This is a genomic window from Pseudochelatococcus sp. G4_1912 (assembly GCF_047501465.1).
In the GTDB taxonomy this organism is placed as follows: domain Bacteria; phylum Pseudomonadota; class Alphaproteobacteria; order Rhizobiales; family Beijerinckiaceae; genus Pseudochelatococcus.
Window position 1 is genome coordinate 1,254,039 of sequence record NZ_JAZDRL010000001.1, and the last position, 13,267, is coordinate 1,267,305.

General features: G+C 54.9%; 6 protein-coding genes. 5 read left to right on the forward strand and 1 reads right to left on the reverse strand.

Annotation, left to right across the window (positions count from 1 at the left end; all coding sequences use genetic code 11):
* Positions 1-30: 30 nt before the first annotated feature.
* From VRZ32_RS05680 to lpdA, 4 genes are read left to right on the forward strand one after another with little or no spacing between them, the layout of a single operon-like run.
* The gene (locus VRZ32_RS05680) at positions 31-1,308 is read left to right on the forward strand and encodes a 3-methyl-2-oxobutanoate dehydrogenase (2-methylpropanoyl-transferring) subunit alpha (RefSeq protein ID WP_414524711.1); all 1,278 of its coding nucleotides are present in this window, start codon (positions 31-33) and stop codon (positions 1,306-1,308) included.
* Positions 1,309-1,310: 2 nt separating this feature from the next.
* Positions 1,311-2,324, forward strand: coding sequence for an alpha-ketoacid dehydrogenase subunit beta (locus VRZ32_RS05685; protein ID WP_414524712.1), 1,014 nt, complete (start codon positions 1,311-1,313; stop codon positions 2,322-2,324).
* 1 nt (position 2,325) lies between these two features.
* Complete coding sequence (locus tag VRZ32_RS05690) at positions 2,326-3,636, forward strand: dihydrolipoamide acetyltransferase family protein (protein WP_414524713.1); 1,311 nt, start codon at positions 2,326-2,328, stop codon at positions 3,634-3,636.
* A gap of 4 nt (positions 3,637-3,640) precedes the next feature.
* Positions 3,641-5,047, forward strand: a complete 1,407-nt coding sequence (gene lpdA / locus VRZ32_RS05695; RefSeq protein WP_414524714.1) for a dihydrolipoyl dehydrogenase — start codon at positions 3,641-3,643, stop codon at positions 5,045-5,047.
* Between the two features lie 39 nt (positions 5,048-5,086).
* Here lpdA and VRZ32_RS05700 read toward each other — a convergent pair whose 3' ends face one another.
* Entirely contained in the window at positions 5,087-5,926 is an 840-nt protein-coding gene (locus VRZ32_RS05700) for a sulfite exporter TauE/SafE family protein (RefSeq protein ID WP_414524715.1), read from the reverse strand.
* 600 nt (positions 5,927-6,526) lie between these two features.
* Between VRZ32_RS05700 and VRZ32_RS05705 the strand changes: the two genes are divergently transcribed.
* Positions 6,527-13,246, forward strand: a complete 6,720-nt coding sequence (locus tag VRZ32_RS05705; protein WP_414524716.1) for a hypothetical protein — start codon at positions 6,527-6,529, stop codon at positions 13,244-13,246.
* Positions 13,247-13,267: the final 21 nt, after the last annotated feature.

The window sequence follows — 13,267 nt, forward strand, 5'->3', positions numbered from 1 at the left end:
ATGAGGGAATTCAAGATAGGGGGGACGTCCATGACGAAACAGTCAGTGGCGACGCCGTCGGTTGGGCTAACAGGTGCGCATGCGCCCGGATCATTAAGTCTGCACGTGCCTGAGCCAGAAGTGCGGCCAGGCGGCACGCCGGATTTCTCCAATGTGCGCATTCCAAAGGCGGGAGCTGTGCCTCGCCCGGAAGTGGATGCAAATCCTGAAGATATTCGTGATCTTGCATTCTCCATCATTCGCGTGCTGAACCGTTCCGGTGAAGCGAGTGGCCCCTGGGCTGGCCTCTTGTCGGATGAAGAACTGCTTTCCGGCATGCGCGATATGATGACCTTGCGTACTTTCGATGCCCGCATGCAGATTGCACAGCGACAGGGCAAGACATCATTTTATATGCAGCATCTGGGTGAAGAGGCAATTTCCTGCGCATTTCGCAAGGCGCTCATGCCGGGGGATATGAATTTCCCAACATATCGGCAGGCTGGGCTTTTGATTGCGGGTGGTTATTCGCTCGTCGACATGATGAACCAGATCTACTCCAACTCCCGCGATCCGCTAAAGGGTCGGCAAATGCCGATTATGTATGCGGTCAAGGATCAGGGATTTTTCACCATCTCCGGTAATCTGGCGACGCAGTTTCCGCAGGCCGTGGGCTGGGCTATGGCCTCTGCCATCAAAAACGATAACAAGATTGCAGCCGGCTGGATCGGCGATGGCTCAACGGCGGAATCCGATTTCCATGCAGCGCTGGTTTTCGCATCCACCTACAAGGCGCCGGTGGTGCTGAATGTCGTCAACAATCAGTGGGCGATTTCGACATTCCAGGGGATCGCACGCGGTGGTGCGGGCACGTTTGCGGCGCGCGGACTGGGTTTTGGGCTGCCGTCATTGCGCGTTGATGGCAATGATTATCTTGCTGTCTACGCTGTTGCCAAATGGGCAGCGGAACGGGCACGGCGCAATCTTGGGCCAACGCTTATAGAATATGTTACGTACCGTGCAGGCGCGCACTCCACGTCTGACGATCCATCCGCATATCGCCCCAAGACGGAATCCGATGCATGGCCATTGGGTGACCCAATCATGCGGTTGAAAAATCATCTCATCCTGCGCGATGTATGGTCGGAAGAGCGTCACAAGCAAATGGAAGCCGAAATCCTTGATACAGTGATCACGGCGCAGAAAGAAGCAGAGAGCTACGGCACATTGCATGCGGGCGGCAAGCCCTCCGTGCGTGATATTTTCGAGGGTGTGTTTGCGGAAATGCCGCCACACCTGCGCCGCCAGCGCCAGCAGACAGGGGTTTGATCATGGCACAGATGTCAATGATCGAAGCGATTCGCAGCGCGATGGATGTTGCAATGGGTCGTGATGAGGATGTCGTTGTTTATGGCGAGGACGTAGGCTACTTCGGTGGCGTCTTTCGTTGCACGCAGGGGTTGCAACAGAAGTACGGACGCACGCGCTGTTTTGATGCGCCAATCAGCGAATCCGGCATCATCGGTACAGCAATCGGCATGGCAGCCTATGGCCTTAAACCATGCGTGGAAATTCAGTTCGCGGATTATATGTATCCGGGTTACGATCAGCTGACACAGGAGGCCGCGCGCATCCGCTATCGCTCGAATGGCCAATTCACTTGTCCCATTACGGTGCGAATGCCTACAGGAGGCGGTATTTTCGGTGGGCAGACGCATAGTCAAAGCCCGGAAGCGCTCTTTACCCACGTGTCGGGGCTGAAGACGGTGGTGCCGTCGAACCCCTATGACGCCAAGGGATTGCTCATAGCGGCCATTGAAGATCCTGATCCGGTGATTTTTCTGGAGCCAAAGCGGCTTTATAACGGCCCGTTCGATGGTCATCATGAGCGTCCTGTGACGCCGTGGTCGAAGCATGCTTTGGGCGAAGTGCCGGAGGGGCATTACACGGTGCCGCTTGGCAAGGCAGCTGTTGTGCGTGAAGGCGCAGCGGTGACGGTGCTTACTTACGGCACCATGGTGCATGTAACGCTGGCAGCGGTTGAAGAAACTGGTATCGATGCGGAAGTCATAGATCTGCGCACTTTGGTGCCGCTTGATCTCGATACCATTGTCGCTTCCGTTGACAAGACGGGGCGCTGCGTGGTGGTGCATGAGGCAACGTTGACATCAGGCTTCGGGGGCGAGCTGGTATCGCTGGTGCAGGAACATTGCTTCTACAAGCTGGAAGCACCTGTCGCACGCGTGGCGGGTTGGGATACACCTTATCCGCATGCGCAGGAGTGGGATTACTTCCCTGGACCCGCGCGCATATCGCGGGCGCTGATTGAGACGATGGAGGGCTGAAATGGGCGAATACGTCATCAAGATGCCCGACGTTGGTGAAGGCATTGCAGAGGCTGAGCTTGTCGAATGGCAAGTAAAGGTGGGCGATCTGGTGCGTGAGGACATGGTGCTCGCGGCAGTCATGACCGATAAGGCCACTGTTGAAATTCCCTCATCCGTGAATGGTGAGGTGCTGTGGCTTGGGGCTGATCTTGGCGCCAAGGTTGCCATCGGTGCACCGCTTATCCGCCTTAAGGTGGAAGGGGATGGCAATGTTGTGGCCGGTGCCGTGGCAGAAATAGCAGAGGCGCCTATGGAAGCAGCAACACCTGCGCCCAAGCAGGAAGCGGTTGCTGTTGCTGCGCCTGTTATGGAGAAAGCAAAGCCTGCTACGTTAGCGCCATCACGCCCTGTTGCGAGTGCGACCATTGCTGCTGCCCCCCGGGCAGAAGGCGAGAAGCCGTTGGCATCACCCTCTGTGCGGTTGCGGGCGCGTGATGCAGGGATTGACCTGCGGCAGATCATTGGCTCAGGTCCGGCAGGGCGCATCAGCCATGAGGACATTGATGCCTTTATCGCGCACGGCGGCAGTCAGCCGGGTGGCATACGTTCCGGTGCACCAGTTGCGCGGACTGAGGTTGAGGAAATCAAGGTTATCGGTCTACGCCGTAAGATCGCGGAGAAGATGGCGCTGTCGAAGTCACGTATTCCGCACATCATGTATGCGGAAGAGGTTGATGTGACTGCGCTCGAAGAGCTGCGCACTACCCTGAACCGTGACAAGAAAGCCGATCATCCGCGCCTGACAATTCTGCCTTTCCTGATGCGTGCGATGGTAAAGGCATTGGCGGAAAATCCGCAACTCAACGCGCGTTATGATGATGATGCAGGTGTTGTCCATCGTTATGCTGGTGTGCATATCGGTATAGCGGCGCAGACACCAGCTGGCCTTGTTGTGCCGGTGGTGAAGCATGCTGAGGCGCGCAATCTGTGGGAAAGCGCTATTGAGCTGAACCGCCTGTCGGATGCTGCGAAGGCCGGCACGGCAAGTCGCGATGAGTTGAGCGGCTCTACGATCACCATTTCATCACTTGGGGCGATCGGCGGCATTATCAGCACGCCTGTCATCAATTATCCTGAGGTGGCGATAATCGGCGTTAACAAGATTGCGGTCCGTCCTGTCTGGGATGGCACGGCATTTGTGCCACGCAAAATCATGAACCTGTCATCGAGCTTCGACCACCGCGTTATTGACGGGTGGGATGCGGCGGTTTTCATCCAGCGCCTTAAAACGCTTCTGGAAACCCCTGCGCTCATCTTTGTGGAAGGTTGATCCGATGGAAACGGCAAAGAAAGAAATCTCCTGCAAGTTGCTCGTGATTGGTGCAGGGCCGGGTGGCTACATATGCGCTATCCGCGCGGGGCAGCTAGGCGTTGATACAGTAATTGTTGAGGCCAGGAAAGTTGGCGGCACCTGTTTGACAGTCGGGTGCATTCCCTCCAAGGCGCTTATCCATGCGGCTGAAGAGTTCGAGCGCGTGGCGCATCTGGCGGCGGGCGGCAATCCGTTCGGTATTACGACAGAGCTACCCACTATCGATCTTTCTAAAACCGTGCAGTGGAAGAACGATATCGTCTCGCGTCTCAATAGCGGCGTGGCTGCGTTGCTGAAGAAATCGCGGGTCAAGATTGTTACGGGTCGTGCGCATTTTCTTGATGGCCGCACCATCCAGGTGGAGACAGATGTCGGTAGCCAGATTATCCGCGCTGAGACAGTGGTGATTGCCACAGGGTCGGCGCCGGTAGAGCTGCCATTTTTGCCCTTTGATGGTGATGTCATTTCATCAACCGAAGCGTTGTCACTGGATGAAGTGCCCAAAAAGCTTGCCATTATTGGTGGTGGCTATATCGGGCTGGAGCTTGGCACTGCATTTGCCAAGCTTGGCAGCCGCGTAACCGTGGTTGAGGCGGCTTCCCGCATCTTGCCTCAATACGATGCCGAGCTGACGCAACCCGTTGCCAAGCGCTTGAAGCATCTGGATATCAAGGTATTAACCAATACAAAGGCACTCGGCCTCAATAGCGCAGGCAAGTTGATGATCGATGATTCGGATGGCAAGCAATCACAGCTTGCTGCTGATAAAATACTCGTCACGGTTGGCCGCAAGCCCGTTACTGAGGGATGGGGCCGTGAGGAACTGGCGCTCGATATGGATGGTCGGTTCGTGCGCATTGATGAAAAATGCCAGACTTCGATGCGCGGCATATATGCAATCGGCGATGTTACCGGTGAACCCATGCTCGCGCATCGGGCTATGGCGCAGGGCGAAATGGTGGCTGAGATCATTGCGGGTCACAAGCGCCAGTGGGATAAGCAGGCGATTCCGGCGGTATGCTTTACCGATCCTGAAATTGTGACAGTTGGCTTGTCACCGGATGAGGCGCGCACAGCTGGGCGTGAAATCAAAGTCGGCACGTTTCCGTTTGCGGCCAATGGTCGTGCAATGACGAAACTTGCCGAAGATGGTTTTGTGCGCGTGGTGGCGCGTGCTGATAATCACCTCGTGCTGGGAATTCAGGCAGTGGGTGCGGGGGTATCGGAATTGTCTGCGGCCTTTGGGCTGGCGCTGGAGATGGGCGCACGTCTGGAAGATATAGCAGGCACTATCCATGCCCATCCGACGCAGGGGGAGGCGTTACAGGAAGCGGCTCTCAAGGCGCTTGGCAAGGCCCTCCATATCTAGCACAGATGCATTTAAGGCTAGCGCGCCGGGTGCGATCATTCATGAAAGCAGGTCATAAAACATGCGTGCGGAGGTGATTGCCAGAAAAACCGCAAAGCATGTTTGCAGCATGCGTCGTGGAATGGAGTGAGCAAGTCTTGCTCCTAATGGTGCCGTTAGCATTGTCAGCGGCACCAGCACTAACGCTCCCAACCAATTGAGATAGCCAAGCGAAAACGGCGGGAGCCCCTGCACCCCAATGCCTGATAGCACATAGGTTATTGTACCGGGAATGGCGATGATGAAGCCAATAGCGGCTGCAGTGCCAACCGCTTTGCGGATGTCGTAGCCAACAGCAGATAGAATTGGCACACTCAAGCTGCCGCCACCAATTCCCATCAATGCTGAGATCAGCCCGACAAATGCACCTGATCCCCATCTGAAAGCAAGGTTAGGGAAGTCATCCCAGATTTTTGCGCCTCGATTGGTGAATGTCATCTGCAGGGCAACGAGTAATGCAACTGTGGCAAAGACGAAGCTCAATACACGTCCATCCACATGTCCGCCGATGATTGCCCCGGCAATTACGCCCACGAAAATAGGTCCACTCCAGCTTTTCAATAGCCGGGTGTCAACGGCGCCCCTGTCATAATGGCTTTTCACTGAAACCGCAGAGGTCGCGATGATCGTTGCAAGTGAGGTGGCAACTGCAATTTTCATGCGCAGGGTTTCCGCAATACCAACAGTGGTGAAGACCTGATAAAGCACCGGCACAATAATGATGCCGCCGCCTACTCCCAGTAAGCCAGCCAAAAGCCCTCCTAACAAACCAGCAAAAGCAATGGCAATAACCCAGAATGCATATTGCGAGAGGGCACTTCCCACATAATCCATCAGCATATTTCATCCTCGGCGATACAGTTGGCACTTAAGTTACGGGGCGAGCCGCGTGCTAACCTATACTAATTAGCGGCGCGCCGAGTCTAATGAGTGGAAAAATATCGAAGTGCGGTATGTGAGATACAGATTACCCGGACTGTGGCGTGAATGAGAAGATTTCCGATGTATATTTTAAGTAACGCTTATTTATAGGCTCAAGAATTTTAATACTATTGCAATGGATGTGGTATTTCAGCATCAAGTAGATGGACACGGAAGATCATATGCTGCGAATGAAGGCGTTGATTGACTTTGATATGTTTTGTCGGATGTGGGAAAGTGCTATATTTGCGTTGTTTTTTCTCTCTCCACATAGGAAATCTGGAGACAGGAATAGCGATAATTTCTTGTGATAATTAATATTGCATTTATTTATTAAATAAATAAGTTTTTTGCAATATTCATACAAATTTTATTTATTGATTTATTTATTATATATGAAATGATGTGTATTGATGAAGGTGTTTGTTTTTTCATATAATGCCAATTGCTTCGGCTAAAGAGTATGTTATTGTGAAATAGTCGTAATTGCGGTTCAGTATTGTGCTCTGGAGTTGGTTCATGCTGGCAGGTGTGCGTTCGTCGATTGGTTTCGTCTCGCGTCGAGCACGCGCTTTATCTGGCAGCATTAGTATTTTTTCACTAGTGGTCACATGCGGACTACCTGTTGCGGAAGTGCGTGCCGAAGATATCACCACTGATCGCCCTGATTTACTCACCAATCACACCGGCACAAATGGTGCTAACGCGACGGCGAGCGCAGATGGTTTGCCTGGGGGGACTTCGCAGTCATTTCTCTATCGCAATCTGGGCACGATAGGCACTACGTCTCTGAGCGGTACGCGGGTGAAGCTGTTAACGACGGGCGGCAAAGGGGGCGAGGCATATGTGCGCTCGGGCTTTTGGTCGCCTGATATTCAGTCCGGTGCAGCGGGTGGCGCAGGCGGTAATCTGACTTTTATTCAGCAAGGCATTGTGACAGCAAAGTCTGGGGACCAGACCGACGATGTGCCGCTCATTCTGTTGCTCTCCAAGGGCGGTGTTGGCGGTAGAGGACAAACGTTCGTTGATTCCAGCTTTGGCAGCTCCATTGCATATACGGGCGATGCGGGTGCAGGTGGCAAGGGCGGTGATGTGCTCTTGCAGCTGCAGAGCGCTGTTAGCACCCAAGGCAAGCGCTTTGCGATTGCACGCGTCACATCGCAGGGAGGCGATGCGGGTAACGATGGCGGTGCGCATCGCTCTACTATCAATAGCACCAAGGCTATGGGTGGCACGGGTGGTCGAGCTGCGGTGGAAGTCGCAGCGGGAGCTTATCTGACGACCAATGGTCTTTCTGCACCCGCTATTCTTGTTGAATCGAAGGGCGGTAATGGTGGATCAGGTGCCAACGATGGTACGCGAATAGGCGGCACCGGTGGCAGCAGTGGTGTTAATGAGATCGATCCGACTGTCTACTTCAGAAATGACGGCATTGTATCGACGAGTGGTGGCTCCTCGCCTGTTGTGGTGCTTCAGAGCATTGGTGGCAACGGCGGGGCCGGGTCAGCTTATGGCGCTGGCCATGGCACAGCTGGCGGACTTGGCGGGCGCGCGGGTGCGATCCTTGCTGAAAACAATGGCATAATCGTAAGTGAGGAGGCATATAGCTTCGGCATTGTCGCGCAGTCTGTTGGTGGCACGGGCGGTACGGGCGGCTCTGCATTGTTTTCGGGTGGCAAAGGTGGTTCGGCCGGTAAAGGCGGTACGGTCACCATTCGCAATACGGGAGCGATTGCCACTAAAGGAAGTTATGCAACCGGCATTGTGGCGCAGTCGATTGGTGGCGGTAATGCGCTGGATGCATTTCGGGCCTTTGCCCCCTTTCCCGCTAAAGTATCACCAGGCGGCGGTGGAGGGGGCGGCGATGGCGGTGATGCCATCTTCGGCCTGTTTTTCGCCAGTGGCGGTAATGGCGGAACGGGTGGCGATGGCAACACGATCAGTATTGAACGCGTTGGGTATATCACCACGATGGGTGATGGCGCCATGGGCCTGCTGGCGCAAAGCATCGGTGGCTCTGGCGGTCGGGCTGGGGACGCAACAGCAGCTGGCGGTTTTCTAGCGATTGCATTGGGCGGTAATGGCGGTGGTGGTGGCAATGGTGGCAGTGTCAGCGTTGGCACAAAGGCAGATGCTAAAACCTACGCCGCCTTGAAGATATCCGATCCGGTTGCAGCGGCTGCTGGCATATCGAGCATTGCAACGTATGGCAAAGATGCCATTGGCATTCTAGCGCATAGCGTTGGCGGTGGCGGTGGTGTTGGCGGGTCAGCGAAAGCATTTTCGGGTGGTGCAGTGGCCTCAGTGTCGGTCGCGGTTGGTGGATCGGGCGGAAAAGGCGGTGATGGTAAGGATGTAAGCGTCTGGAATATCACGCATATCAGTACGTTAGGTAATAATGCCACGGGTATTCAGGCGCAAAGCATCGGTGGCGGCGGCGGTAATGCGGGTGATGCGAGTGCATATGCCCTTGCAATCACAGGCGGACCATTGCCAGCTGTCGCAGTACCCGTATCAGTTGGTGGATCGGGCGGTGATGGTGGTCATGGCGACAAGGTGCTTGTCAGCAATCTCGCCAATATTACCACAGATGGCAGTTTGGCCTCGGCTATCGATGCGCAATCAATCGGCGGTGGTGGCGGGCGGGCTGCCAGTGCTACGGCTTATGCTTACGCTATCCAGACAGGGCCAATGCCGGCGATCAGCATTCCGGTTACCATCGGTGGATCGGGTGGCAAGGGTGGTAATGGTAATGCCGTGGAGGTTGAAAACTCCGGCAAGATCCTGACCACAGGAAACCAGTCTGTCGGTATTGATGCGCGCAGCATCGGCGGCGGTGGTGGTCTCGCGGGTGACGCAACCTCAAGCGCCAGCATCATGAGCGCCTATTTCAATGTTGGCATTCCGGTCTCGATTGGCGGTTCTGGCGGCGGTGGCGGTAAGGGTGGCGATGTAACCATTACCAACTCCGGTGCTATTGAAACGCAGGGCAATTTCTCCGAAGCCATCAACGTACTGAGCATCGGCGGCGGCGGCGGTAAGGGCGGTACGGCTGAAAGCGCATCGGGCGTAGGCTTTTCAGTTGAATGGCTTGATGATCAGCTGGCGCACGATGTCGCTGACAAGGTAATCGACCAGTTGGCGAGCAACGTTCTGCCGCTGGCGGATTCTGTTACGACCAACATCAACATTGGTGGTTCGGGCGGTAAGGGGGGGGCCGGTGGTGTTGTTACCGTAACGAACAAGGGTTCAATCCTGACGCAGGGCCTGAATTCGTCCGCCATTTATGCGCTTAGCGTTGGTGGCGGTGGTGGTTATGGCGGTGGTTATGCTGGTGGCGGTAAGGCTGGAACAGTTGCTATCAACGTCAGCGTTGGCGGTTCTGGTGGTGAGGGCGGCAAGGGTGGCAACGTTACGATCACCAATGAGGCCAAGGCCACTATTGTAACGCAAGAGGAAGGCTCGCACGGTATTTTTGTGCAGTCGGTTGGCGGTGGCGGTGGTTATGGCGGCTCATTCACGGGGCAGCAGGCGAAAAGCACCGATTACAGTAATGTTTCGGGCTGGATCTCGGCGGCGGGCAAGCTTGCTGGTGAAGTGCAGCGGATAAACAAAACTTATAAGGCGATTAAAGGTCAGGATAAACCTGCCGATAACGACCCAGATCGTAAGGCATTGGATGAAGCGCGCCCGGAAAAGGGTGAAAGCAAGACATCCAAAAGATTGGGCTACATCAAATCCGTCATGACGATCGGTAAGGAGCTCGCCAATAAAAATAGAGATTGGCGAGACAATATCGTGATGGCAGTGATGGTTGCTGAAATTGAAGCGCTCAAGACCGCACTGAAGAAAGAGCTCAAGGCGACAAAGGATAAGCTGGCGAGCAATGCTTTGGGCAATCGCAAGCCTATCGATTACCTGCCAAGTGTGGGCCTCAACGTAGCTGTCGGTGGTTCTGGTGGTGATGGCGGTGCGGGCGGTGTTGTGACGGTTACCAATAATGGCAAGATTTCAACCAAGGGCGGCATGTCTTATGGCGTGTTTGCGCAATCTGTTGGCGGTGGCGGCGGCACAGCTGGCGGCGCGTATCTCAACGGTAACAACTATATGAATGTCGATGTCACCGTGGGTGGTACAGGTGGTAAAGGCGGTATTGGCGGTGCAACAACCGTTACCAATAAGGGCACTATAGAAACGCAGGGCTACGGCTCGTATGGTTTGTTTGCGCAATCCATTGGCGGCGGTGGCGGTGTTGGTGGAGCGGCGACTGCGACCAATTCACTCTCTGCTTCCGTGGTTTTTAATGTCGGCGGCAATGGCGGGGCGAGTGGTAATGGCGGTGTTGTCACTGTTACCAACGAAGGGCTGATCACCACGCATGGCAAGGATGCACATGCGCTTGTCGGCCAATCGGTTGGCGGTGGCGGTGGTGTGTACTTTTTGAACATTGCTGATCCGGCTTCCAAGAAGGGTCGGGCTGCAGCCAGTGTGACGCGCGAAGTGCAAGAGGCTATGGACGCCACAAACGAGTTCCTCAAGGCCATCGGCATCGATCCTGCAGCAGGCGATCAACCCACGGGCACCAACAGCACGACGACCGTGCTGCCAACGCTTGCGGCGAACGTTACGCTGGGTGGGCGTGGAAAAGCGGCTGGAAATGGCGATAAGGTGACGTTGACACATGCGCATCGGATTGTGACAACCAACGACGGTGCATTTGGTATCTTCGGCCAATCCATCGGTGGCGGCGGTGGGTTCGGCAGCGATTCCTCAGCAGGTGGCCGGATTCATCTGGACTTTGTTGTCGGTGGAACAGGTGGTGCTGCGGGTAATGGCAGCAATGTCACGATAAACCTCAACACGCCTGTTTCCGGCAGCAACCTGACGTCCATCAGAACCTCCGGCAAGCATGCTCATGCTATCGTTGCGCAATCCATTGGTGGCGGCGGTGGCTTTGGCGGTGCAGCCCATTATCGCTTTGTCAGCGATTTCATCGCTAGTAGTGGTTCATCGGGCAATGGTGGTCCGATATTGATCCAGACAAACTATCCTGAAGCCCGGCGTAACTATGCAAAAGCCACTTTTGTGATTAATACGACCGGCGAGCAAGCCCACGGTATTTATGCGCAATCGCTGGGCGGTGGCGGCGGTGCAGTTGCCAATCTGGCGGGTGTGCCGGTGCCGGTAAAGAGCACAAGGCCTGCGCGGACCAACGTGACGGGCAATGGCGGTAAAATCGAGATCAACACGGCCGGCACGATATCTGCGAAGGGCAAAAATTCATACGGTATCTTCGCGCAGAGCGGTGTGCAGGCCAGCGATGGTTCCATTCAGCAGCCGGGAGTGAGCTATTATTATCCGCCAAGCTTCTCGCAATACCCTGTTTATGTACGCCCCATAGAAACGCCGATCCGCACGGGTGATGACATCAAGATCACCCATTATGGCGATATTACAGGTGGCGCTGGCGTGGGCGCTGCAATCCGGATTGATGGCGGTAAAAACAATACCATCACCTTGCGGGAGGGTACTGTTTCGGCCTTATCAGGCGAAGCTATTCTGGCCACGTGGGGTAATGAGACGGTCGAGAATTATGGCACCTTGATCGGCAATGTGAAGCTCGATGGTGGTTTCAAAAATGAGGTGAACAAATTCATCAACGCGGGGATTTATCGCACTGTCGATAAGGGTGTGATTGAGCTTGGCAATCATGCCAACAGTGTTTTCACAAACCGTGGAACATTTGATATTCGCGGTGCTGGCAGCCTCACGACGACATCACTGGCGGGGCATCTCGCCATGGAGACGGGGAGCAAGCTTGTATTCAACATCTCACCAGAAGGTAAGGTAGCGAGCGACAAGCTGGCTGTGAGTGGCAAGGTCACCTTTGCGGCAGGGGTGGAGCTACAGCCCGTTTCGCTCTTCTACCTCAATCCAGGCAATTACCATATCCTGAGCGCAGGTGGCGGCATCACCGGTGTACGCCCGGCTGTTACAGGTGTGCCCACTGGTGTGGTGCCGGTGGAGTGGCAGCTGAAGGGCCCGTGGGATACCCCATATACTCAACAGAATTCTTACACAGGTACTGTTATTGGCGATAAGAACAACCTGTTTCTTTCTCCCCAACCTAAGTTCAACAGCCCACATTCGGTGATGTTGACGAGTGGCCAACAGTCTGTCGCAATGCAGCTTCAACAGGCGTGGAATGCCGGCAGTCTGGCTAATGCCAATGTATTTGCATATTTCCTGCGTCAGACGGATCCCAACAAATATGCACGCGATCTGGATGAATTGGCGCCGGATTCTGTCCAGGAATCAACTGCACCGTGGTTCCATAGTGCGCGTGTTGGCGTATCGATGGCACTAAGCTGCCCCGCGTTTTCGGGGGATGGCACGTTGTTGCAGGAAGGTAATTGCGTCTGGGGCAAGATACAGGGTGAGCAGACGCGCTTTAACGACAGACTAGGTACAAACTTCACGCGTGATACGCTTGCCTATCGTGTTGGTGCACAGAAAGAAATTGCGCCGAACTGGTTCCTGGGCCTTGCGGGTGCGTACATCACTTCAGATCATCGGGATCGGGATGGTGTATCAAACGCAGATGCGCACGGGTTTGAAGGTGCTATCGCCCTCAAGCATCAGATTGGTCCATGGCAGTTTGCAGCAGCAGCTATCATTGGCCAAACCTGGCAGGATAACGTGCGCTATATCGACTTTGATCGCATGGGACTTTCCGCGCGCAGCAAGTCGGAAACGCTCTATGCAGCTGCGCGGTTGCGGGCAAGCTATGAGTTTGCCTTCAAGGATTGGTATATCCGTCCCTATATCGATGCAGACGCCATTCATCAGCGCAGCCCTGCGTCGCATGAGTTCGGCGTGCCGGGCATGAACCTTAATATCCATTCCAGGCGCAAAACGATCTATGCGATCAGTCCGAATGTGGAGATCGGCACCCGGTTTGATATCGCGCCAGATTACTGGATCCGGCCTTATGCCACGATCGGGTTCACGCTGCTTTCGCACAACAATGTCTCCTCCCGGGCCAGCCTGCAGGGAGCACCGATTGAGGCGGGGTCATTCGAGACAACCTCGTCACTTCCGCACCAGTTGTTTGATGCGGGTGCGGGTGTGCAAATCTATTCGGCTGAGGGCATCGATTTCACGGCGGAATATAAGGCCTCGAAGGCGCGTGGATATCTCTCGCACATGGGCAGCGCCAAGTTGTCGGTGCGCTTCTAATAGGCTCATTTGCTAATAAAA